This window comes from Agromyces humatus (assembly GCF_021228295.1).
GTDB lineage: Bacteria > Actinomycetota > Actinomycetes > Actinomycetales > Microbacteriaceae > Agromyces > Agromyces humatus.
The window spans coordinates 240,622-263,974 of the sequence record NZ_JAJQPD010000006.1 but is presented as its reverse complement, the minus strand read 5'-3'; the positions used below and the strand labels follow the sequence as shown (position 1 = coordinate 263,974).

Below are 23,353 nucleotides of genomic sequence, written 5' to 3'. Positions count from 1 at the left end.
GCGCATGAGCACCTCGCAGGCGGCCGCGCGCGAGCACGACCCGTTCCGCGCGACGCGCTGGTCGATGCGCGTGCGGTGGCGGCTCACGCCGTGGTGGGCGAAGGTCATCGCCATCTACCTCGGCGCCCGGCTCATCACGACGACGATCGTGCTCGTGCTCGCGAGCGGGCAGGCTGCGAACCCGTGGACCGGCCCGAAACCCGGGTACTTCGAATACGCGAACCTGTGGGACGCCCGGTGGTACCAGATCATCTGGATCGGCGGCTACCCGCGCGAGCTGCCCGTCACCGACGCCGGGCAGGTCGGCGAGAACGCGTGGGCGTTCCTGCCGGTCTTCCCCGTGCTGTCGGGGCTGCTGACGTGGCTCGGGCTGCCGTGGAACGTGGCATCCGTCACCATCGCCGTGCTCGCCGGGCTCGGCGCGGCACTCGTGCTGCACCGCCTCATGTCGCGATTCCTCGAACCCGACCGCGCGCTGTTCGCGGTCGTGCTGTTCGCCGTCGCGCCGGTGTCGCCGATCATGCAGTTCGGGTACGCCGAATCGCTCGGATTCCTGTGGCTCGCGCTCGCGCTGCTGCTGCTGGTCGACCGGCGATACGGATGGCTCGTGCCCGTGCTCACGGCGTGGGCGTTCACCCGGCCCGGGGCGCTGGCGTTCGCCCTCACGCTCGGGTTGCACTGGGTGTGGCGGTGGTGGCACCGTGGGCGCGACCCGTTCCCGATGCGCGAGCGCATGGTCGCGGCGTCCGTCACCGCCTTCGCGGTCGTCGTGGGATTCGCGTGGCCGGGAATCGTGTGGCTCGTGACCGGCGAATTCGACGGGTACATGGCGACCGAGCTCGCGTGGCGTTCGGCCTACATCGGGTATCACGAGCTCGTGCCGTTCACCGCGTGGTTCCAGGGTGCCGCGTGGTGGGCCGAATGGGTGCGGCTGCCCGCATGGCTCGGCATGGCGGCCGTCGTCGTGTTCGTCGTGAGCTTCGCGGTGATGCTGTTCCTGCCCGCGGTCAAGCGGCTCGGCATCGACATCAGGCTGTGGCTCGCGAGCTACGGGCTCTACCTGCTCGCGGTGTTCTTTCCGCAGTCGAGCACCTTCCGCATCCTCGCGCCGATGTTCCCGCTGGTGGGGGCGCTCGCCGTGCCGCGGGCGCGGTGGTACCGGTGGGCGATCGTCGTGGTGTTCGTCGCGCTGCAGGTCGGCTGGCTGATGATCGCGTGGGGCATCGACGGCGTCGACTGGACTCCTCCCTGATCGGCCCGGGAAACGCCTACCGGTTTCAGGGCTGCGGCACCTTCATGCGAGCTCATGGAATGGCCCCCGGATTCCGGGCGATTTCCCAGCACCGCCGCTGATGACAGATAATGGAATCTCAGCCACGAAAGGGGAGCTCAATGGCGGCCATGAAGCCACGCACCGGAGACGGGCCTATGGAGGCTGTGAAAGAGGGTCGACTCATCATCGTGCGGGTTCCGCTCGAGGGTGGAGGCCGTCTCGTCGTCTCGGTGAACGACGCTGAGGCCAAGGAGCTCTACGACGTCCTCGGTGGCGTCGTGAACCCTGCCTGAGTCACACCTACGTCAACGGGCCCCGAGGAGACTCGGGGCCCGTGGTGTTTCCAGCGCGTGGGTCGAGGAGGCGCGTCCTCAACCCGCGGAAGCCGTCTCAGGCGCCGAGCTTGACGATCTGCAGGAGGCCGTCGCCCGCGGGCGAGATCGCCGTCGCGACCGCAGTCGACGCGGCGAGCTCGCCGATCAGCGTGCGGAACGCGCTCGCGGCCTCGTCGCGCTTCGACGGGTCGGCGACCCGGCCCTTCCACAGGGCCCGCGCCACGAGCACGCAGCCGCCCGGCTTCGCCAGGCGAAGGCCATGCTCGGCGTACTCGATCACCGACGGTGCATCGGCGTCGACGAAGACGATGTCGTACGAGCTCTCGTTCATGCGGGGGAGCACCTCGCCCGCCCGCCCCGCGATGAGCCGCACTCGCGCCGGGGCGATGCCGGCGTCGGCGAAGTGCGCTCGTGCGTGCTGCTGGTACTCGTTCTCGGTGTCGATCGAGGTGAGTTGTGCGCGCGGCGACGCCTGCAGCATCCACAGGCCCGAGACGCCGACACCCGTGCCGACCTCGATGATCGAGCCCGCCCGGGTCGACGCGGCGATGACCGCGAGCTGCGCACCGACCGCCGGCGAGACCGGTTCGACGCCGAGCTCGAGCGACTGCTGGCGGGCCTTCACGATGGGCTCGGACTCGACGACGGACTCGTCGACGTACTTCCAGTTCAGGTCGTGATCGGACACGTTTCTCGGCTCCCGGGTGAATCTCTCGAGTCCCCAGCCTAAAGGTGAGGAGACGTGGCGTTCGTACGCCTCGCCGCCGACTATCCTGTAGGGATGTTCGGTCTGACGTTCGAGAAGCTCCTCATCATCGGGGTGATCGCCGTCTTCCTGCTCGGCCCTGAACGGCTGCCGCACTACGCCGCGCAGCTCGGGCGGCTCGTGCGCTCGCTGCGCGACATGGCGACCGGGGCGAAAGACCGCATGCGCGAAGAGATGGGCCCCGACTTCGACGACCTCGACTGGAAGAAGCTCGATCCGCGCCAGTACGATCCGCGCCGCATCATCCGCGAGGCCCTCACCGACGTCGACCCGTTCGCCGAAGAGCAGTCGGCCGCACCCGTCGTCGGACGAGCCGCCGTCAACGAGAACTCCGCCTACCTGCAGCGCAAGCGCAAGCGCGAAGCACTCGGCGCCGAAGAGCCCGCGCCGTTCGACTCCGAGGCGACCTGACGCACCACGCGGTCAGCGTCGGCGGGCTGCCTTGAGGGCCCGAGCGAGCAGGAGCAGCGGCGGCACGAGGCCGCGGTACTCGGAGGCGGTGTGCGGCAGCTGCAACAGCCCGGTCGTCGACGAGATCGTCACGGGGTCGACGAAGCGCAGCAGTCCCACCTCGCCGTTGCGACGTCCGAGGCCCGACTGCTTGATGCCGCCCATGGGCGCTGCGATCGATGAGAACGCGCCCCGGTAGCCCTCGTTGATGTTCACGCTGCCGGCGTCGAGCGCGTCGGCGATGCGTCGCGCGCGGCGCGGCGAGCGGGTGAAGACCGCCGCGTTCAGCCCGTAGTCGCTCGCGTTCGCGGCGAGCAGGGCCTCGTCGTCGCCGTTGACGAGGTAGAGGCACGCGATCGCACCGAAGGTCTCTTCGGCGTACACGGCCATGTCGGGGGTGACCCCGGTGAGCACGGTCGGCTCGAAGAACCACGGCCCGATGTCGGGTCGGTGCCGGCCGCCGACGAGCACGGTCGCCCCCTTCGCCACCGCATCGGCGAGGTGCGCCTCGACCCGTTCGAGCTGCGCGGCGCTCGCGAGCGAGCCGTAGTCGGCGTCGTACTCGAGGGCCGAGCCGAGCTTCGCCTCGCGGAGGCGCCCGATGAGGGCGCGCTGGAACGGCGCAGCGACCTTCTGGTCGACGTAGATGCGCTCGATCGAGACGCACAGCTGCCCCATCGCCGAGAATGCGGCGTGCGCGGCGCTCGCCGCCGTCTGCACGGGGTCGACGTCGTCGAGCACGAGCAGGGCGTTCTTGCCGCCGAGTTCGAGGGATGCCCCGACCAGGCGTCGCCCCGCCTTCTCGGCGATCGTGCGACCCGTGGCGGTCGATCCGGTGAAGCAGATGTAGTCGACCTCGTCGGTCAGTGCCTCGCCGACCTCGGCGGCGGGGCCGGCGACGACGGCCCACAGTGCCTCGGGAAGCCCGGCGTCGATGAACGCGCGACGCAGGGCGAGGATCGTCAGGGCGCCCTGGTCGTCGGCCTTCTGCAGGACGGCGCAGCCGGCGGCGAGCGCGGGAACCACGTCCATCGCCGCGAGGCTCAGCGCGTAGTTCCACGGGGTGATGACCCCCGCGACGCCCTTCGGGCGGTAGCGCACCCGGGTCGTCGTGATGGTCGGCACCCCCGACCGCGTGCGGCGTGCGCCGAGCACACGCCGCGCCGCGAGCGCGTTGTAGCGGGTGGCACCGGCCGCCTGGTAGATCTCCTCGAAGGCCTGGCCACGCGTCTTGCCGCTCTCGAGTTGCACGAGGTCGAGCAGCAGCTCACGCCGCTCGAGGATGAGGTCGTGCGCGGCGAGCAGCACGCGCCGACGCGCGGCGAACCCCGCGCGGGCCCATGCCAGCTGTGCGAGGCGCGCCCGGGCGACGGCGTCGCGCACGTCGTCGGCACTCGACCGGGGCAGGTGGTGCAGCACCTCCCCGGTCGACGGGGTGGGCACGGCGGTGGTCTCGGCGCCCGACGCGACGACGTCGTCGGTGAGGCGCTCGAACAGGGCGGGGGAGGCGATCGCGGCTCGCATCAGCACAGTCTAGGTCAAGTGACCCACTTCGCCGGGTAGTGAGTACACTGCCTCCATGACCGCAGTGGAGCGACCTCTCGCGCGCGGGGTCGTGGCCAGGTATGCGATCGGTTCGATCGGCACCGGCGGCTTCGCGACCCTGCCCGGCCTCGTGCTCGTGTACTACCTGACCGACACCCTCGGCGTGAGCGCGCTGATCGCCGGCCTCGTCGTCACCGCGGCCAAGGTGTGGGACGTCGTGATCGACCCGTGGATCGGCGCACGCAGCGACCGCGCCCTCGCCCGCACGGGCACCCGCCGCACGTGGATGCTCGTCGGGGCGATCGCCCTTCCGGCCGGGTTCGCGCTCACGTTCGCGGTGCCCACGGGCTTCACGCCCGGGGCATCCGCCGTCTGGGTCTTCCTCGCGTTCCTCGCGACGGCGACCGCCTTCAGTCTCTTCCAGGTGCCCTACATCGCGCTGCCTGCCGAGCTCACCGCCGACTACGACGAGCGCACGCGGTTGCTGACGTGGCGCGTCGTGGTGCTCACGATCGCGATCCTCCTGTTCGGCGCGGGCGGGCCCGAGGTACGTCGCGCGTTCGCCGACGAGCACGTCGGCTACCTGGTCATGGCGATCGTGGCCGGCCTCGTGATCGGCGCCGGCATGTTCGTGAGCGCGGGCACCGCGAAGCGATCGGATGTCCCGCCGCCGGCCTCGCCCGTCGTGTCGAAGCCGGACGACGGGTACCGTGAGGGCCTCCGCGCGCTCCGACGCAGCGCACCGTTCCGCTCCCTGCTGGGCGCATTCGTGCTGCAGGGGCTCGCGACGGGACTGATGCTCGCAGGGGCGCAGTTCGTGGCGACGTGGGTGCTCGACTCCGAGGCGGCGGTGACGCTGCTCTTCATCGCCCTCATCGCGCCCGCCGTGCTGCTCGCCCCCGTGTGGCAGCGCGTCGCCGGGCGCATCGGCAAGGAGCGCGGGTTCCGCCTCGCGAGCCTCGTGTTCACCGGCGCCGCGCTCAGCCTGGTCGTGCTCGTGTGGGCGCCTGGCCCGTGGGTGTACCTGCCCGTCGCCGTCGCAGGTGCCGCCTACGCGGGCATGCAGTCGCTGCCGATGGCGATGCTGCCCGACGTCATCTCGCATGATGCGCGGCAGACCGGCGTCGATCGTGCCGGCAGCTTCGGCGGGGTGTGGACCGCGGGTGAGACGGCGGGCATGGCGCTCGGTGCCGCATTGCTCACGGTCGTGCTCGCCCTCACCGGCTATATCGAGTCGGTCGGCGCCGAGACGGTCACGCAGTCGCCCACCGCGATCGCCGGCATCGCCGTGGCGTTCAGTGTCGTTCCCGCAGCGCTCGTGCTCGTCAGCGTGGTCGTGCTTCGCGCCTACCCGCTGCGACGGGCCGACGTGAACGCCGATGCCGCCGCCTCGCGCGAATGGAGCACCCAGTGATCGACCTGCGCCGCGAGGCATCCGACATCCTCAGCGATCTCGAGGCGCTGCGCGCCGGCGACGCACCCACCCACGGCGGCCGCGTGCTCTCGTACGTGTACGACTCGGGGGTTCCCGAACTCGACGACCTCGCGGCCGCGGCGGCCCGGCTGGTGCAGCCGGTCAACGGGCTCGACCCGACGACGTTCACCTCGGTCGCCGCGCTGGAGGCCGGCGTCGTCGGCTTCGCACGGACGGTGTTCGGCGGTGACGACGACGTGGTCGGCTCGGTGACCTCGGGCGGCACCGAGAGCTGCCTGCTCGCCGTGAAGTCCGCCCGCGACGCGTGGCGGTCGGCGCGCCTCGGCACGCCGCGAGTGCCGCGCATCGTCGCCCCGGTCACCGTGCACGCCGCGTTCCACAAGGCCGCGCACTATCTCGGGCTCGAGCTCGACCTCGTGCCGGTCGACCCCGCGACCGGGGCTCCCGCCGTCGCCGCGATCGCGGAGCGGCTCGGCGACGACGTCGCGCTCGTCGTCGTCAGCGCGCCGTCGTACCCGTTCGCGAGCCTCGATCCGGTAGCGGATGTCGCGGCGATCACCGCTGTACGGGGCATCGCATTGCACGTGGACGCGTGCATCGGCGGGTTCGCGCTCGCGTTCTGGCCCGATCGGCTGCCCGCGTGGGACTTCTCGGTGCCAGGCGTGATGAGCCTCTCGGCCGACCTGCACAAGTACGGGTACGCGCCCAAGGGCGTCTCGGTGCTGCTCACGCGCGGACGCGATCGGCAACGGCATCAGTACTTCGCGACGACCGCGTGGCCGGGCTACCCCGTCGTGAACCCGACCATGACGGGGTCGAAGCCCGCCGGCCCGCTCGCCGCGGCGTGGGCCATCATCGAGGCGCTCGGCGAGCCCGGGTTCGCCGAACTCACCGGCCGGGCGGCACGGGCGACCACCGCGCTGCGCTCGTGCGTCGAGCACATCGAGGGCCTGCGGGTCATCGGCGCACCGGCCGGGCCGTTGTTCGCCGTTGCGACCGACGACTCGGTGCCTGTCGAGCGCCGGGTCGACCCGCATCACTGGGCCGACGCGGCCCGCGCGTCGGGGTGGCACCTGCAGCTGCAGCCGGGGCTCGTCCAAGCCGACGGCGGCCGGCTGCCGCACACCACCCACCTCACGGTGACGCCCGTCACCGAGGCGGTGCTGCCTGAACTCACTGCAGCGCTCGACGACGCGGCCGAGAGGGTGCGCGGGGTGCCGCCGGTCGATGGCTCGGCCGTTGCGGCCGGACTTGCGGCGGCGTTGCCCGGGGGCGCAGGGGCGCTCGAGGCGGCGGCCGCGGTCGGGGGCGGGCTCGACTCGGACAACGCCGCGGCGTTGCTGCGGGCGGCGGGACTGCTCGGTGATGCCGGCGCGCCCGATGGGGGTGCGCTGCCTGCGCAGTTGGCGCCGGTGCTCGCGCTCGTCGAGGCGCTGCCGGGGGCGCTCACCGAGCGGTTGCTCATCGAACTGCTCGCGCGAGTGGTGGAGCCGCAGTCGTCGATCGAGTAGGCGCGCACGCGCCGCATCGAGATGACGCGTGCGTCTCGATACGCTCCTTCGTCGCTACTCGACCGGCGCGGTGCCGAGGCCGCAGCGCTCGGTGACGTAGTCGTACAGGTCGGCCTGCAGCGCGTCGTCCGACGATCGGTCGATGCGGCCGGTGAGCCCGTCGCCCGTCGTGATCTCGAACGGCAGAATGGTGCCGCGCTTGTCGTCGGCGATCGCGTGCGCGTCGCACCGTGCCGGGCGCACCGCGAGCGGCACCGTGATCGGCTCGCCGCCTGCGGCGACCTCGAGCCCGAGCGGCCATTCGGGGCCGTCTTCGGCGCCCAGCAGGGTCGTGCCGTGCACGACGTCGACGACGAACGACGCGTCGCCGGTCGGCTCGGGGGTGATCACCACGTCGATCCAGGCGCGTTGCGCCGCCCCGTCCCCGGTCGTGCGCAGGTGCTCGGGGAGCGTGATCGCGGCGACGGCGTCGACCGAGGCGGTGAGGCAGTCGGTGGCGCCGATGCGCTCGAGCGTGCCGAACGGGTCGGTCGGGGCGACGGAGCCGTCGAACGCCTCATCACCGGACCCGCCCCGCAGGTCGACGAGGGGTTCGTCTTCACCGCTGCCGCACTGCGGGTCGGGCAGGTCGATACGGATGTCGATGCCCTGGCCGACCGAGAGCTTGAACGGCTCGTCGTGTTCGAGCGGCGCGACGAACACGGGCGCAGTGACCACGAGCCCGTCGATGGCGACGGGGGAAGGGCTGCCGTTCTCGACATGCACGACGAGCTGACGGGCTTCGACGTCGAAGCGCCCCTGGCGCAGTTCGGCGGTGATCCCATCGGGCACGGCGGCCGGGGCAGACGGTGTCGCGCACCCTGCAAGACCGACCGCGACGACCGCGATCACCGAACCGACCGTGAGCCGGCTGATCAGACGGGCGCGCGGCGTGGGAGTCATCGCAGGCTGACGTCCAGCCGCCGGCCGGCGAGGTCGCGGGGGAGTGCGGCGAGCTGGGCGGCCGCTGCCTCGATGGCGCGGGCGGCGGGATCGTCGGGTGCGGCGATGACCACGGGCACCCCGGCATCGCCGCCCTGCCGCAGCGCCATGCTGAGCGGCACGCTCGCGAGCAGCGGCACCGGCTCGGATTGCCCCGACGAGAGCCGCTCGGCCACGAGCCGACCGCCGCCCGCCCCGAAGAGCTCGAGCACCTCGCCGCCCGGCTGCAGGAAGCCGGCCATGTTCTCGATGACGCCGACGATGCGCTGACCGGTCTGCCGCGCGACCACGCCCGACCGCTCGGCGACATCTGCCGCGGCGGGCTGCGGGGTGGTCACGACGACGACTTCGGCGTTCGGCAGCAGCTGCCCCAGCGAGATCGCGATGTCGCCCGTGCCGGGCGGCAGGTCGACGAGCAGCACGTCGAGGTCGCCGAAGTACACATCGGTCAGGAACTGCGACAGCGTGCGGTGCAGCATCGGCCCGCGCCAGGCGACCGCGGTCGACGAGGCGCGGCCGCCGGCCTCGCTCGGCTCGACGAACATGCCGATCGAGATCACCTTCACGCCGTGCGCCACGGGAGGCAGGATCATCTCGTCGACCCGCGTCGGCCGCGCGGCGAGGCCCGCGTCGTCGACGAGACCGAGCAGCCCGGGGATCGAGAAGCCGTGCACGTCGGCGTCGACGAGTCCGACCGCGAGCCCGCGCGCCGCGAGCGCGACCGCGAGGTTCGCGGTGATGGTCGACTTGCCGACGCCGCCCTTGCCGCTCGTGACCGCGAGCACCTTGGTGAGCGTGCCCGGCCCGAACGGGTTGGTGCGCGCCCGCCCGCCGCGCAGCCGCTCGGTGAGGGCGGCCCGTTGCTCGGGCGTCATCACCGAGAGCTCGACGACGGCCCTACCCGCACCGGCGACCGTCTCGGCGGCCTGTCGCACGTCGCGTTCGATGCGGTCGGAGGCGGGGCATCCGACGATCGTGAGGCGGATGCCGACCTCGACGCGCCCGTCGTCGCCGGCGACGACGCGGTCGACCATGTCGAGCTCGGTGATGGGCTTGCGGATCTCGGGGTCGATGACGCTCGTGAGCGCGGCGCGGACCGCCGCCTCGAGTGCAGCCGGGTCGAGCGGCGACGGGTCGTGCCCGCGCGGGTCAGCGTCCGGCATGCTCCGCCGCCTCATCCTCTTCATCACGTCGGTCGAGCTCTTCGAGCACCGCGCGCAGCTCGGCACGGATGAACTCGCGCGACGCCAGGTCTTTCATGGCCAGGCGCAGCGCGACGACCTCACGCGCGAGATACTCGGTGTCGGCGAGGTTGCGTTCGGCGCGCTGGCGGTCCTGCTCGATCTGCACGCGGTCGCGGTCGTCTTGCCGGTTCTGCGCGAGCAGGATCAGCGGTGCGGCGTACGACGCCTGCAGCGAGAGCACGAGCGTCAGCGCGGTGAACCCGATCGCGATCGAGTCGAACCGCAGGTTCTCGGGTGCGAACGTGTTCCACACCATCCAGCCGATCGCGAACACCGAGAGGGCGAGCAGGAATCCCGGGGTGCCCATGCCACGCGCGACCCACTCGGTGAAGCGCCCGAATCGGTCGCTGTCGCCCGACCCGCGGAAGGGTGCGGTGCGGCGGATGCCCTTCGGGGTGTCGAATCGACGATCGTCGACGTCAGTGCGTGCCATCTCCTGCCCTCCTTCCGGGTGGGATCGGGATGCTTCCGGTCATCAGCTGGGCACGCGCCGCGGCGCGGCGGCCCATATCGGATTCCTCGGGATGACTTCGCCAGTCATCGGGCAGGAGGTAGTCGAGCACGTCGTCAATCGTCACCACCCCGACGAGTCGATGCTTCTCGTCGACGACCGGCACCGACACGAGGTCGTAGCTCGCGAGGATGCGGCTGACCTCGGCGGCCGAGGTGTCGGCCCTGACGGGTTCGAGGCCCTGGTCGATGAGCGTGCCGAGACGCTCGTGCGGCGGGTAGCGCAGCATGCGCTGGAAGTGCACGATGCCGAGGAACCGTCCGGTCGGCGGCTCGTACGGCGGAAGCGTGACGCACACCGCCGCACCGAGCGCGGGCGGCAGGTCGTGGCGTCGGATGAGCGCGAGCCCCTCGGCGACCGTCGCGTCGGCCGAGACGATGATCGGCTCGGGCGTCATGAGGCCACCCGCCGTGTCGGGGCCGTACGAGAGCAGGAACCGCACGTCGTCGGCCTCTTCGGGCTCCATGAGCTCGAGCAGGTGCTCGCCTCGCTCGTCGGGCAGCTGGGCGATGAGGTCGGCGGCGTCGTCGGGCTGCATGTGGTCGAGCACGTCGGCGGCCCGGTCGTCGCCGAGCCCGGCGAGGATGGTCACCTGCTCGGACTCGGGCATCTCTTCGAGCACGTCGGCGAGCCGGTCGTCGGGCAGCTCTTCGGCGACTTCCTGCCGTCGTTGCGCGGGCAGGTCGAGCAGGGTGTTCGCCAGGTCGGCGGGCTTCAGCTCGGAGTAGGTCGCGATGAGCTGCTCGGCCGACTGCGCCTCGCCGGGGGCGTTCGCCTCACGCACCTCGCGCCACGTCACGTACGCGGACTGGCCCTTCGAGAACGGCGAGGCTCCCTTCGGCCGACGCACGAAGAGCTGGTCGACCTCCCACTCCCCGGGCTCCTGCTCCTCGATCGCGACATCTTCGACGGTCGCGACACCGGAGCCGTCGTTGAAGTCGACCTTGCGGCCGAGCATCTCGGCGATGACGCGCACCTCGCCGCCGCGCTGCTCGAAGCGGCGCAGGTTGATGAGGCCGGTCGTGATGATCTGGCCGCCGCTGATCGAGGTGACCCGCCCGATCGACACGAAGACGCGCCGCTTGCCGGGGATCTCGACGATGAGGCCGACGACCCGCGGCGGGTCGTTCCTGCGGTACACGACGAGCACGTCGCGCGCCTTGCCGACCCGCTCGCCGTTGGGGTCGAAGACGGGACACCCGGCGAGTCGGGCGACGAAGACTCTCGTGGCGCTCACGCTTCCAACTTAGCCCCCGCATGCCCGAACCCCGCCGCTGCACGGAAGGCCGCCGACTGCCGGCATGGGAGAATGGCGAGGTGACGAACCAATCGCCGTTCGGCGGCCGCATGGGCCGCCAGTACCCCACCCTGCCGAAGGGTGAGACCGTTGCGACCTTCGAGACCTATCCCGAGGCGCAATCGGCGGTCGACGCGCTCGCCAAGGCCGAGTTCCCCGTGAAGGAGCTCGCGATCGTCGGCACCGACCTGACGACGGTCGAGCGCATCACCGGCAAGCTCACCTGGGGGCGGGCCGGGGGCGCAGGCGCGATCTCGGGCGCGTGGTTCGGAACGTTCCTCGGCCTGCTGTTCTTCATCTTCTCGCCGACGGGCACCTCGGTGGGCATCCTCATCTCGGCGATCCTGCTCGGCGCCGGCTTCGGCATGATCTTCGGCCTCGTGTCGTACTCGGTCAACCGTCGTCGCCGCGACTTCACCTCGACCATGCAGGTGCTCGCCACCCGCTATGCGATCATCGCCGAGCCGGCGCACGTCACCAGGGCGCGTCAGGTGCTCGGTACGACGGATGCCCCGGCCGCGCCGGTCCCGTCACCCGCCGCGCCGGTCGCGCCCGTACCGGCAGCAGGCTCGACCGACGAGTCGACGGCCGATGCCGAGGCAGGGTCATCCGACGCGTCGACCACCGAGGTCGACGACGAGCCGCGCGGTCTCACCTATGGCGAGGCGCAGGACGCCGCGCGCCGTGCCGCGCGCGAGCGCCGCAGCGCGGGCGACTGATCTCGCGCTGATCGCGTGACGCCCGGGTCAACGGGACGCGCCGCGCACCCAGGCCTCGACCTCGTCGGCCGTGCGCGGGATGCCGGCTGAGAGGTTCTCGGCGCCGTCGGCGGTGACGAGGATGTCGTCTTCGATGCGCACGCCGATGCCACGGAACTCCTCGGGCACGGTGAGGTCGTCGGGCTGGAAGTAGAGCCCGGGCTCGATCGTGAAGACCATGCCGGCCTCGAGCACGCCGTCCATGTACAGGTCGCGGCGAGCCTGGGCGCAGTCGTGCACGTCGAGGCCGAGGTGGTGGCTCGTGCCGTGCACCATGTAGCGCCGGTGGAACTGGTTGTCGGGCTCGAGCGACTCCTCGGCCGAAACCGGGAGGAAGCCCCACTCGGCGGTCTTGCGGGCGATGACCTGCATTGCGGCGGCGTGCACCTCGCGGAAGACCACTCCGGGCTTCACGATGGCGAACGCCGCGTCGGCGGCCTCGAGCACGGCCTCGTAGACCTGTCGCTGCACCGCCGAGTACGTGCCGCTGACGGGGAACGTGCGCGTGATGTCGGCCGTGTAGTAGCTGTCGAGTTCGACGCCGGCGTCGAGCAGCACGAGGTCGCCGGGCACCACGGGACCGTCATTGCGGGTCCAGTGCAGGATCGTCGCGTGCGGGCCGGCCGCGGCGATGGAGCCGTAGCCGACGTCGTTGCCCTCGAGCCGGGCGCGGGTGGCGAAGACGCCCTCGATGACGCGCTCGCCGCGGACCTCGGAGGTGATGCGCGGCAGCTCGGCGATGACCTCGGTGAAGCCGCGCTCGGTCGCCGCGATCGCGGCGCGCATCTCGGCCTGCTCGAACTCGTCTTTCACGAGGCGCAGTTCGGAGACGACCCGCGCGAGCTCGCCGTCGGGCTCGTGCGAGGCGCCCACCTCGATCGAGAACGGCGCGTCGGCCGCGTTCGTCGAGAGCGCCTGCTCTGCGGCGAACCGGATGCGCGCGTGGTCGACGCGCTCGGTGACGGATGCATCTGCCTCGCGCAGCACGAGGGTCGCGGTGTCGACGGCGTCGACGACATGGTCGAACTCGCCGAGGCCGCGGGTCGCCACGGCGAGGTCGGCCGCGACGTGGGCGAGCGATGGGCGCGCCCCGATCCAGAATTCGCCGATCGCGGGGTTGGCGTAGAACTCCTCGGAGTCGCGGCCGGCGCGCTCGCGGAAGTAGACGGTGGCCTCGTGGCCGTCGGCGGTGGGCTCGAAGACGAGCACGGCGCCCGGCTCGGAGTCGGAGCCCCAGCCGGTGAGGTGCGCGAACGCCGAGTGCGCGCGGAAGGGGTAGTCGGTGTCGTTGGCCCGCTGCTTCATGTCTCCGGCGGGCACGATGAGGCGCTGGCCGGGGAACGCAGCTGAGACCCGTTCGCGACGGGCCGCGGCGAACGACGCCTGCTCGCGCGCCGACGGCGGCGTCTCGTCACGATCGGCCCAGCCGTTGCCGATGAACCGCTTGAAGCCCTCGGAGCTCGGCGTGGTCGAGCGATTCGCGTTGCGACCCGCCTCGTCGTCGGTGACGGCCGGAGCCGCGGTCTCGGTGGTGGAGGTGTCGCTCGAATTCGCCATGCCACCCATTCTCGCACCGCCCGCGGACGCAGTGCATCGGGCGTCAGCCGCGGCTGAGCGTCGCGACGATGGGACGGTGGTCGCTGCCCGCGCCGTCGAGGTCGTCGATCACGCGGAACCCCTCGACGGTCCACCCCGGCGTCGCGAGCACGTGGTCGATCGGGCTGCCGAGCAACGGCGGCACCTCGGTCGGCCAGGTGCCGAGCGCCGCGGAATCAGCCGCATTCGCAGCATCCGAACAGCGACCGAGATCGCCGCCATCGGTGCCGTGCCCGGCGAAGTGGTCGAGCGTCGCGTTGAAGTCGCCGGCCATGATCACGTCGTCGCCCTCGCACTGCGCGGCGAGCCAGTCGAGGTCGCTGCGCCAGTTGCGCAGCTCCCATCTGATCGGTGCCACGGCGTGCACCGCGACGATGCGCGGGCCGTCGCCGTCGACCGGGTCGGCGACGACGCTCGGCAGCGTGTTCGTGTTGCCGGGCGGACCGGGCGACTCGGCCGACGTCACCGTGTACGAACCGAGGTCGGGGCTGATGAGCAGCGTCGTCGATCGCGCCTTCGCGATGTCGTCGTACGCCTGCGTGTGCACCCACATGGGGCTCCCGCCCTCACGCATCGCGATCGCGACCGCTTCGCCGAGCGGGTCGGTCGTCTCGGGCAGCACGACGACGTCGGCGCCCTCGTCGAGCGCCAGCATGGCGATGGTCTGCGCGTCGGGCACCTCGCCGAGCGTGTTCCAGGAGAGCACGGTGACCGTGTCGGATGTCGCGGCCCGGGCGGCTTCGGCACTGCCCGTGCCGCGCACCGCGAGCACGGCGATGTTGCCTGCGGCGAACAGCGCGAGCACCGTGGCCATCGCGATGCCGAAGCGACGCGAGCGGCGGGGGATCGCGATGAGCGCGAAGACGATCGCCGCCGCGATGCCGGCTGCCGCTGCGGGCCCGCGCAGCGCGACGACGTGCGCGGCGACCCACTGGTTCTGCAGGCCGAGCGCCTGCGGCCAGACGAGCACGAACGCAACGGCGGCGGTACCGAGCACGATGGCCCAGCCGATGATGCGGGGGAGCATTCCATCCACGATAGGGCTCCGGCGCTGAGAGTCGGCGGTGAGACGCCGCACTAGCATTGAGGAATGTCAGACGCCCCCGCGACGGCCGGCGAGGCCGACCTGCACACGCACTCCACGGTGTCCGACGGAACCGAGTCGCCCGCGCGGCTGCTCGAGCAGGCCGCCAACGCCGGTCTCTGGGGCATCGCCCTGACCGACCACGACTCGACGAGCGGGTGGGCCGAGGCTGCCGCGGCCGTGCCCCGAACCGGCGTCGCGCTCATCCCGGGCATGGAGTTGTCGACGCGCGAGGGCTACATGAGCGTGCACCTGCTCGCCTACCTCATCGACCCGCTCGACGCGGCGCTCGTCGACAAGACCGCCCGCATCCGCGAGTCGCGGCTCTCGCGCGCTGAAGACATCGTGCGGCGCATCGGCCGCGACTATCCCCTCAGCTGGGACGACGTGCTCGCGCAGACCGCCGAGGGCGCGACCATCGGTCGCCCGCATATCGCCGACGCGCTCGTGGCGCGCGGGCACGCGACCGATCGGTCGGCCGCGTTCGCGAGCATCCTGCATCCGCAGTGGGGCTACGCCCGACCGCACTACGCGCCCGACCCGCTCGAGGGCGTGCGCCTGATCCGCGGGGCCGGCGGTGTGCCCGTGCTCGCGCACCCCGGCACCCGCGGCGCCGAGCAGGTCGTCCCGCCGCGGCGGCTCCGACAGCTCGTCGACGCCGGACTCTTCGGGCTCGAGGTCGACCATCCCGAGAATCGTGCCGACGCGAAGCCGCGGCTGCGCGAGCTGGCCGCCCGGTTCGGCCTCGAGATCACCGGTTCGAGCGATTACCACGGCACGGGCAAGCCCAACCGGCTGGGCGAGTGCCGCACGGCGCCCGACGTGACCTCGAAGATCCTGGCCGAGGGCACCGGAACGCGGGCGGTTCTGCCCTGATCATCCCCTTCCGAGCGCCGAATCGGCGCGTGAGTGCCGCACGTGACTCGCCGATCGGGCACTCAGGCGCCGATTCGATCGTTCGTGCGCGCGAGCACGGATTCCCCGGCGAGCCAGGCTCGCCGGGGCATCCGATTCGCGGTTTCGTCAGTCGACGACGATCGGCTTGTCGTGCACCCGCAGGCGCTCGCCGATGATGCCGCCCGCGGCGGTGATCAGCGCGATCGCGGCGAGGATGATCGCGGCGCCCCACGACTGGTTGCCCGACGTGGCGAGCATCGCCGTAGCGAGCAGGGGCATGAACCCGCTCGTGGCACCGGCGATGTTGTAGCCGAGCGCCACACCCGAGTACCGCTGCTTCGCGGGGAACAGCTCGGTGAGCAGGGCGCCGCTCACGGCGTAGGCGATGGCGATGAGCATGATGCCGATCGTGACGGCGGCGATGATCGCGACCGGCTCCTTGGTGTCGATCAGCCAGAACAGGGGGAACGCCGCGACCGCGGTGAGCAGTCCGCCCCACATCGTGACCCGGCCCGGACCGATCTTCTCGGCCAGTCGGCCCGCGAAGATCGTGACGACGATCTGGGCGACCGCGGCGATGAGCGTGGCGCTCACCATGACCTGGCGGTCGACGCCGAGCGTGTTGGTGCCGTAGCTCGTGACGAAGGTCGTGATCATGTAGAACCCGCCGACGCCGAGCAGCGCCGACATGATCGCGACGACGAGGCGGCCGAACGAGTGGCGGAAGACCTCGAGGGCGGGAACCTTCACCGTCTCCTCGTGCGCGAGGAGGTCCTTGAAGATCGGCGACTCCTCGACCTTGATGCGGATCCACAGCGCGATGAGCAGCATCGGGAATGCGAGCAGGAACGGGATGCGCCAGCCCCAGCTGTCGAACGTCTCGGGGGGAAGCATCAGCACGAGGGCGAACGCCCCGGAGGAGAGCAGCGTGCCGACGGGCGAGCCGACCTGCACGAGGGCGGCGAAGCGTCCACGCTTCTCGGCGGGCGCGTGCTCGACGGCCATCGTGACCGCCCCGCCCCATTCGCCGCCGACCGCGAGGCCCTGCACCAGGCGCAGCAGGGCGAGCGCGATCGGAGCGGCCAGGCCGATCGCCCCGAAGTCGGGCAGCAGCCCGATGAGTCCGGTGGCGATGCCGATCATGACGATCGTGGTCAGCAGGGCGGGTCGACGACCGAATCGGTCGCCCATCCAGCCGAAGATGATCGCGCCGAGCGGGCGCGCGGCGAACCCGACGCCGAAGGTGGCGAACGCGGCCAGCAGCGCTGCGGTGGGGTCGAGTTCCGTGAAGAAGAGCCGGTTGAAGACGAGCGCGGCAGCGGTGCCGAAGAGGTAGTAGTCGTACCACTCGAGCGCGGTGCCGACGAAGGCGGCGCGGGCGATGCGGCCCGCATCGGCGCCGGAGACGGTCGTGAGTTTCTCGCCTGGGACGAGGGGTTCTTGGGTGGTGGTCACCGGTTTGCCTTTCGCGGGATGCTGGGAAGTGCGCCTGCGACATCCTCCGCTGAAGAATCTCACTGGGAGCCTCGTCGGATTTCGAGGAGGCCGGGGGAGCGGCCACGTTGCGCGCTGGGGTGAATGTGTCCCGAGCCTAAGTGCACAGAAATCGCATCACAATGGCGTACATCACCCAGAATCTCGCCATCTACTGTGCAGATGAACATTCTCTACTCACGGCTGATCGCTGAGCGCTACCAACGCCCACGCGCTGTCGAGTGGCACGGTGACGTCGAGACCGGTCAACTCGTGGAACGTGCGGAGGCGATTGACGACCGTGTTGCGGTGGCAGAACAGCGCATCGGCGCTGCCCTTCACCGATCCGTTCGACGCGTACATGCGCACGGTCTCGATGAGCCGCGCCCGCTCGTGCGGCGTGCACGAGGCGAGGTCGTCGAGCACCCGGGCGCTGAAGCCGGGGATCACCGAATCGAGCTGTCCGCGGGCGACGCGCATCCAGGCGTTCGTCACGGTGACGAGTCCGGTGCCCGTGCCGGCGAGCAGCAGCGCGGTCTTCGCGGCATCGGGGACGGCACCGAGCCCGTCGACCTCGCCGAGGTACCCGCCCGAGAAGCCGAGCTGCTCATCGAGCCACCCTGACTCGCTCGTGCGCGCGCGGAACACGATGAGCGCCCCGCCCCGGTCATAGACGAACACGCCCCGGCTGTCGACGAATCGCTCGGCAGCCGTGCGAGCGTTGTCGCCCGCGACCGCGAGCACCTCGAACTCGGCGCCGGGATCGACGCCGAGTGCACGGCCGAGTTCGGCGACGGCCGCCGGGGCGAGCGTCTCTGCGTTGAACAGCCGCGAGAGCGTGCGCTCGCGCGTCAGCCGGTGATCGCGCGTGAGTCGTGCCTCTTCGTCGAGGAAGGCCTGCTGCACTTCGCTGACATACGCCTCGACGGTGTTGAGGATGCGCTCGACATTCGCGACGAGCACGTGCAGCGCGTCGGGACGGGCGACCCGCTCGAGCGACTTCCAGAGCACGCGGAAGTCGATGCGCACCGCCTCGAGGAACGCGTCGAGCGGAACGCCCTGACGGGCGCGGCGGGAGCCGACGCGATGGGGGAGTTCTGCCAGATGCGGCGGCACATCGGCCCCGGAGAGCAGCAGGATGAACATGTCCATCGTCTCGACCGCGTTGTCGCGCACGTCGTCGATGTCGACGAGGCCGGGCTCGTAGTGCCCCGCCGTGGTGAATCGCTCGAGGAAGTCGTCGACGAGCGCATCGCGCTCGTCGGCGAGGCGCGCGACCAGCACGCTCCAATCGGGTGCAGCGGGCGGGGAATCGGCAGCGGTTGCCTGAATCTCGGTCACGGATGCCTCCTCGCACGGGATCTGTGGTTGAACCGAACCCTGATTATGCAAAAGCCTACTTCAGTCCTCGATTTTGGTGTCCATTGTCTATTGTCTTGGTCATTTCTCCACAGTTGACTGGGCTGACCATGAACGTTGAGCTGCTCATCACGAACGCACGCATCCTCACCCAGGATCCGGCGCACCCGCTCGCACGTAGCGTGGCGGTCGACGACGGTCGTATCGTCGCGGTCGATCCGGTCCCCGGCGAGGTGCACGCGGCGCGCACGATCGATGCGCAGGGCCTCACCGTGACGCCCGGATTCAACGACGTCCACGCGCACAGCGTCTGGTTCGGGCTCGGGCTCATGGAGGCCGCCGCCGGATCGGCGCGCACGCTCGACGACCTCTACGACGTCGTCGCTGCAGCCGCCGAGGGGCTCGACCCCGATGAGTGGGTGATCGCGTCGGGATTCAGCCCGCTGCTCGTCGGCGGCCAACCCGACCGCGAGGCGCTCGATCGCGCATCCGGCGGCAGGCCCGTCTGGATCAAGCACGCGTCGGGGCACGCCTACAGCGTGAACGGCGTCGTGCTCGAGTTGCTCGCCGAGACGACCGACCTGCACGCACCGATCGAGGGCGGCATCGTCGGCCTCGAGGCATCCGGTCGCCCTTCGGGCCTGCTCGAAGAGAAGGCCATGGGGCTCGTGCAGGACATCATGCTGCCGTACCCGCTCGCGACGATCGAGCGGGCGCTCGACCTCGCGACGGCGCACTACCTCTCCGAGGGCATCACGAGTGTGACCGACGCGGGCATCGCGGGCGGGTGGATCGGGCACAGCCCCCGGGAACTCGAGGCCTACCAGAACGCCCGAGACGCCGGCGTGCTGCGGACCCGCATGCAGCCGATGATCGCGATCGACGCCCTGCACGAGCTCACCGGGCATCGCGACGACCTGCCCGCACTCGGGCTCGACGCGGGAATCCGCTCCGGTCTCGGCGACGAATGGCTGAGCATCGGGCCGACCAAGATCTTCAGCGACGGGTCGCTGCTGGGCAGCACGGCCTACCTGAGCGAGGACTATGAGGGCTGCCCCCACAACCACGGCTACCTGCAGATGACCGCCGATGAGCTGCGCGACTCGGCGCTCGCCGCATACCGCGGCGGCTGGGCGATCGCGATGCACGCCATCGGCGACCGGGCCGTCGACCACGCCATCGACATCATCACCGAGGCGCAGCAGGTGTACGGCGTGCGAGCGATGCCGAACCGCATCGAGCACGGCGGCGTCGTGCGACCCGAGCAACTCGACCGCATCGCCGCGGCGGGCATCGTGCTCGTGCCGCAGCCGGCGTTCATCACCCAGTTCGGCGACGGGATGTCTGCGCTCCTCGGCGCCCGACGCACCGCATGGTCGTACCCGGCGAAGAGCCTCATCGAGCGCGGGGCGGTGCTGCCCGCGAGCTCCGACCGGCCGGTCGCCGGCGGGCGGCCGCTCGATGTGATGCAGGCCTTCATCGAGCGTCGAACCCCCGCCGGCGAGGTCTATGCGCCGGCCGAGCGACTCACCGCCGCAGAGGCGCTCGCCGCCTACACGGTCGGATCGGCTGCGGCGACCGGGTGGAGCGGACGAAAGGGCATGGTGCGCACCGCCATGCTCGCCGACCTCGTCTTCCTCTCCGACGACCCGACGGCGGTCGAGCCGTCCCAGATCGGCGCGATCGACGTCGTCGCCACGATCGTCGGCGGTGAGATCGTGTTCGGGGGCGATCGCCTTCGCCGTCACGTCGACTCCGCATCCGTCACCGCGCTGCGACCTGCTCGGGCGCTCTCCACGAAAGGCCGATGATGACCACCACCGACGCCGAGTTCCTCAGCGACTTCGAGATCATGTCGACGCACGGCGCGACCGACGGCGGCGGAGTCGACCGGCAGGCCGGCACCGCCGCCGACCACGCGACCCGCGCCTGGTTCGGCGGCTGGCTGCGCGAGCACGGGTTGCGCGAGTCGATCGACGAGGTCGGCAACCAGTTCGGCACCCGCGAGTTCGCACCGGGCCTGCCGTACGTGCTCGTCGGATCGCACCTCGACTCGCAACCGCTCGCGGGTCGCTACGACGGTGCGTACGGAGTGCTCGCCGGCGCGCATGCGGCCGTCAGGGCGATCGCCGCGGTCGACGAGGGCGAGATCGAGCCGCGCTTCAACGTCGCAGTGGTCAACTGGTTCAACGAGGAGGGCAGTCGGTTCACCCCCAGCATGATGGGCAGCTCGGTGTTCACCGGCAAGCTCGACCCGGCCACCGCACTCGCCACGACCGACCCGGCGGGCGTGAGCGTTGCCGAGGCGCTCGCCGACGGTCACGGGGCTCCGACGGATGCCCCGGCGCTGGACGATATCGCACGGTACGCCGAGATCCACATCGAGCAGGGGCGGGTGCTCGAGGAGACGTCGGTGCAGATCGGGCTCGTCGACCGCACCTGGGCCGCGAGCAAGTATCGCGTGACCGTGCACGGAGAGCAGTCGCACACGGGGTCGACCCGCATGGCCGACCGGCAGGACGCGCTCTATGGGGCATCGCTCATCATCGCGGCGGCCCGCGACCTCACCGACGAGTTCGCCGTCGGGGAGCTGCACTCGTCGGTCTCCGAGCTGTACGTGCTGCCGAACTCACCCGTGACGATCGCGCGCGAGGTGGTCATGAACCTCGACCTGCGTTCCCCGAGCGAAGGGGTGCTCGAGCGCGCGATGGAGAAGCTCGCCGACCGCATCCGGCTCGTCGAAGGGCGTTCGCGCACGCGCGTCGAGGCCGCATTGACGCATCGTTGGGGCCTCGTGGCGTACCAGCCCGAAGGCGTGCGCCTGGCGCGCGAGAGTGCCGAGTCGCTCGGCCTCAGCCACGTCGACATCATGACGGTCGCCGGACACGACTCGACCAACCTGAAGGACGAGGTGCCCACCGTGATGCTGTTCGTGCCGAGCGTCGACGGAGTCTCGCACAACGAGGCGGAGTTCACCCGTGACGACGACGCCGTGCGCGGGGTGGCACTGCTGACCGATGTGGTGCGACGACTGCTCGCCGGCGAGCTCGCCGACGAGGCCGTGGCGCGCGCCGACACGTTGGTCGCCGCCGAGGCCTGAACACCACTCCACCCGAGTGCCGAATCGGCGCGTGAGTGCCGCACGTGCTCGCCGATCGGGCACTCAGGCGCCGATTCGGGTGGGTGCGCTCAGTTGTCAGGCCTGCGGGGCCGTTGCCGGCGCCGACTGACCGCCGCCACCGCCACCGCGACGCCGACGGCGACGGGCTGCGGGCTTGCCGTCGTGGTGCTCGTGACCCTTGCCGTCGTGCGTGCCCGTGCCGGGCTGCTTCGGCGCAGCCGCGTCGCCCGCGGGCGTCTCGGTCGCGACTTCGGTCGCGCTCACGGGCTTGCCGCCGCGGGTGCGGTTGCGGGTGCGGTTGCGCGGCGGGCGGTCAGCGGATGCCTCGTTGCGCGACTCGTGGCGCCCGGCGGTGGCCGAACGCGTCGGCGCGGCCACGGCCGAGGCGGGCTTCAACCGCCCCTTCGTCCCCGCCGGGATGTCGAGGTCGTGGTACAGGTGCGGGCTCGACGAGTAGGTCTCGGTCGGCTCGGGCTGGCCGAACTCGAGGGCGCGATTGATGAGGGCCCACTTGTGCAGGTCGTCCCAGTCGACGAACGTGACGGCGATGCCCGTCTTGCCGGCACGGCCGGTGCGGCCCACCCGGTGCAGGTACGCCTTGTCGTCGTCGGGGATCGTGTGATTGATGACGTGGGTGACATCGTCGACGTCGATGCCGCGTGCTGCGACATCCGTGGCGATCAGCACGTCTTTCTTGCCGGCCTTGAACGCGGCCATGGCGCGCTCGCGCTGGTCCTGGTTCAGGTCGCCGTGCACGGCGGCCGCATTGAAGCCGCGGTCGTTGAGCTCCTCGACGAGCTTCGCCGCCGCGCGCTTCGTGCGCGTGAAGATGATCGTCTTGCCGCGACCATCGGACTGCAGGATGCGGGCGATGACCTCGTCTTTGTCGAGCGAGTGCGCCCGGTAGACGAGGTGCTTGATGTTCGCCTGCGTGAGCCCCTCATCGGGGTCGGTGGCCCGGATGTGGATGGGGCGCGTCATGAAGCGGCGCGCGAGCGCGACGATCGGACCCGGCATCGTGGCCGAGAACAGCATCGTGTGGCGGGTCGCGGGCGTCTGTGCGACGAGCTTCTCGATGTCGGGAAGGAACCCGAGGTCGAGCATCTTGTCGGCCTCGTCGAGCACGAGCTCGCTGACGTTCTTGAGCGAGAGCAGGCGCTGCGACGCGAGGTCGAGCAGGCGCCCGGGGGTGCCGACGACGATCTGCGCGCCGGCCTTGAGCTGCTCGATCTGGCCCTCGTAGGCCTTGCCGCCGTAGATCGAGACGATCTTCGTCGGGCGATTGGATGTCGCGAGCTCGAGGTCTTCGGTCACCTGCACGCACAGTTCGCGCGTGGGGACGACGACGAGCGCCTTGACGCCCGCGTCGGGATCGGTGCCGAGCCGCTGGATGATCGGCAGCCCGAACCCGAAGGTCTTGCCGGTGCCGGTCTTGGCCTGGCCGATGATGTCCTGGCCGGAGAGGGCGAGGGGGATGGTTTGTTCCTGGATGGGGAAGGCATCGATGATGCCCTTCCCGGCGAGTGCGTCGACGATGTCGGACTCGATGCCGAGTTCGGTGAATGTGCTCAAAAGCCTGCCTGTCGGTGTTGCCTGAAAGTGACGGTGAAAGATGCGCCCCGTTCTCAACCCCAGGCGCACGGCCGCGGTTCCATCGCCCGCGTGCAGCCTCTACCCTATCGGAGACAGTCTGTGAGCCTCGGATAGGCTGTGTTCG

20 protein-coding genes are annotated in these 23,353 nt (G+C 70.9%); 9 read left to right on the top strand and 11 right to left on the bottom strand.

Translation table 11 applies throughout. The features are described from left to right. Positions 1 to 4: 4 nt before the first annotated feature. Both LSF15_RS12260 and LSF15_RS12255 read left to right on the top strand, forming a co-directional pair. A complete protein-coding gene (locus LSF15_RS12260) occupies positions 5 to 1,252 on the top strand; it encodes a putative hexosyltransferase (protein WP_232498818.1) in 1,248 nt (415 codons plus the stop codon). 140 nt (positions 1,253 to 1,392) lie between these two features. Next, entirely contained in the window at positions 1,393 to 1,566 is a 174-nt protein-coding gene (locus tag LSF15_RS12255) for a DUF3117 domain-containing protein (protein ID WP_067875042.1), read from the top strand. A 97-nt stretch (positions 1,567 to 1,663) separates the two neighbouring features. Here LSF15_RS12255 and LSF15_RS12250 read toward each other — a convergent pair whose 3' ends face one another. After that, entirely contained in the window at positions 1,664 to 2,296 is a 633-nt protein-coding gene (locus tag LSF15_RS12250) for an O-methyltransferase (RefSeq protein ID WP_232498817.1), read from the bottom strand. Positions 2,297 to 2,389: 93 nt separating this feature from the next. On the opposite strand from LSF15_RS12250, the gene LSF15_RS12245 reads away from it, so the two are divergent. Beyond that, a complete protein-coding gene (locus LSF15_RS12245; RefSeq protein ID WP_232498816.1) occupies positions 2,390 to 2,785 on the top strand; it encodes a sec-independent translocase in 396 nt (131 codons plus the stop codon). A gap of 12 nt (positions 2,786 to 2,797) precedes the next feature. On the opposite strand, the gene LSF15_RS12240 is transcribed toward LSF15_RS12245, so the two are convergent. After that, on the bottom strand, positions 2,798 to 4,348 hold the full coding sequence (locus LSF15_RS12240; protein WP_232498815.1) for a succinic semialdehyde dehydrogenase: 1,551 nt from the start codon (positions 4,346 to 4,348) through the stop codon (positions 2,798 to 2,800). Positions 4,349 to 4,403: 55 nt separating this feature from the next. Between LSF15_RS12240 and LSF15_RS12235 the strand changes: the two genes are divergently transcribed. Both LSF15_RS12235 and LSF15_RS12230 read left to right on the top strand, forming a co-directional pair. Further along, complete coding sequence (locus tag LSF15_RS12235) at positions 4,404 to 5,783, top strand: MFS transporter (RefSeq protein ID WP_232498814.1); 1,380 nt, start codon at positions 4,404 to 4,406, stop codon at positions 5,781 to 5,783. Further along, positions 5,768 to 7,315 carry a pyridoxal phosphate-dependent decarboxylase family protein gene (locus tag LSF15_RS12230; protein WP_232498813.1) on the top strand — a complete coding sequence of 516 codons (1,548 nt, stop codon included), beginning with the start codon at positions 5,768 to 5,770 and terminating at the stop codon, positions 7,313 to 7,315. The genes LSF15_RS12235 and LSF15_RS12230 overlap by 16 nt, the downstream gene beginning before the upstream one ends. A 54-nt stretch (positions 7,316 to 7,369) precedes the next feature. Here the strand turns inward: LSF15_RS12230 and LSF15_RS12225 are convergent, their stop codons facing one another. From LSF15_RS12225 to LSF15_RS12210, 4 genes are read right to left on the bottom strand one after another with little or no spacing between them, the layout of a single operon-like run. Continuing rightward, positions 7,370 to 8,257 carry a hypothetical protein gene (locus LSF15_RS12225; RefSeq protein WP_232498812.1) on the bottom strand — a complete coding sequence of 296 codons (888 nt, stop codon included), beginning with the start codon at positions 8,255 to 8,257 and terminating at the stop codon, positions 7,370 to 7,372. Next, positions 8,254 to 9,459: an Mrp/NBP35 family ATP-binding protein gene (locus LSF15_RS12220; RefSeq protein WP_232498811.1), complete on the bottom strand. Its 1,206-nt coding sequence runs from the start codon at positions 9,457 to 9,459 to the stop codon at positions 8,254 to 8,256. Before LSF15_RS12220 ends, LSF15_RS12225 begins: the two co-directional genes overlap by 4 nt. Then, positions 9,446 to 9,973 carry a DUF1003 domain-containing protein gene (locus LSF15_RS12215; protein ID WP_232498810.1) on the bottom strand — a complete coding sequence of 176 codons (528 nt, stop codon included), beginning with the start codon at positions 9,971 to 9,973 and terminating at the stop codon, positions 9,446 to 9,448. Before LSF15_RS12215 ends, LSF15_RS12220 begins: the two co-directional genes overlap by 14 nt. Further along, a complete protein-coding gene (locus LSF15_RS12210; RefSeq protein WP_232498809.1) occupies positions 9,960 to 11,288 on the bottom strand; it encodes a magnesium transporter MgtE N-terminal domain-containing protein in 1,329 nt (442 codons plus the stop codon). Before LSF15_RS12210 ends, LSF15_RS12215 begins: the two co-directional genes overlap by 14 nt. Before the next feature lie 80 nt (positions 11,289 to 11,368). On the opposite strand from LSF15_RS12210, the gene LSF15_RS12205 reads away from it, so the two are divergent. Beyond that, positions 11,369 to 12,067: a YflT domain-containing protein gene (locus LSF15_RS12205; protein WP_232498808.1), complete on the top strand. Its 699-nt coding sequence runs from the start codon at positions 11,369 to 11,371 to the stop codon at positions 12,065 to 12,067. Positions 12,068 to 12,094: 27 nt separating this feature from the next. On the opposite strand, the gene LSF15_RS12200 is transcribed toward LSF15_RS12205, so the two are convergent. Together LSF15_RS12200 and LSF15_RS12195 are read right to left on the bottom strand one after the other, a co-directional pair. Beyond that, positions 12,095 to 13,663, bottom strand: coding sequence for an aminopeptidase P family protein (locus LSF15_RS12200; protein WP_232498807.1), 1,569 nt, complete (start codon positions 13,661 to 13,663; stop codon positions 12,095 to 12,097). A 43-nt stretch (positions 13,664 to 13,706) separates the two neighbouring features. Then, positions 13,707 to 14,729 carry an endonuclease/exonuclease/phosphatase family protein gene (locus tag LSF15_RS12195; protein ID WP_232498806.1) on the bottom strand — a complete coding sequence of 341 codons (1,023 nt, stop codon included), beginning with the start codon at positions 14,727 to 14,729 and terminating at the stop codon, positions 13,707 to 13,709. Between the two features lie 63 nt (positions 14,730 to 14,792). Between LSF15_RS12195 and LSF15_RS12190 the strand changes: the two genes are divergently transcribed. Beyond that, on the top strand, positions 14,793 to 15,662 hold the full coding sequence (locus tag LSF15_RS12190; RefSeq protein ID WP_232498805.1) for a PHP domain-containing protein: 870 nt from the start codon (positions 14,793 to 14,795) through the stop codon (positions 15,660 to 15,662). Between the two features lie 147 nt (positions 15,663 to 15,809). Here LSF15_RS12190 and LSF15_RS12185 read toward each other — a convergent pair whose 3' ends face one another. Then, entirely contained in the window at positions 15,810 to 17,138 is a 1,329-nt protein-coding gene (locus LSF15_RS12185; protein ID WP_232498804.1) for an MFS transporter, read from the bottom strand. Between the two features lie 216 nt (positions 17,139 to 17,354). After that, on the bottom strand, positions 17,355 to 18,497 hold the full coding sequence (locus tag LSF15_RS12180) for an RsbRD N-terminal domain-containing protein (protein WP_232498803.1): 1,143 nt from the start codon (positions 18,495 to 18,497) through the stop codon (positions 17,355 to 17,357). 128 nt (positions 18,498 to 18,625) lie between these two features. On the opposite strand from LSF15_RS12180, the gene LSF15_RS12175 reads away from it, so the two are divergent. Next, complete coding sequence (locus tag LSF15_RS12175) at positions 18,626 to 20,326, top strand: amidohydrolase (protein ID WP_232498802.1); 1,701 nt, start codon at positions 18,626 to 18,628, stop codon at positions 20,324 to 20,326. Beyond that, a complete protein-coding gene (locus LSF15_RS12170; RefSeq protein WP_232498881.1) occupies positions 20,326 to 21,615 on the top strand; it encodes a M20 family metallo-hydrolase in 1,290 nt (429 codons plus the stop codon). The genes LSF15_RS12175 and LSF15_RS12170 overlap by 1 nt, the downstream gene beginning before the upstream one ends. A 96-nt stretch (positions 21,616 to 21,711) precedes the next feature. Here LSF15_RS12170 and LSF15_RS12165 read toward each other — a convergent pair whose 3' ends face one another. Next, complete coding sequence (locus LSF15_RS12165; protein WP_232498801.1) at positions 21,712 to 23,208, bottom strand: DEAD/DEAH box helicase; 1,497 nt, start codon at positions 23,206 to 23,208, stop codon at positions 21,712 to 21,714. Positions 23,209 to 23,353: the final 145 nt, after the last annotated feature.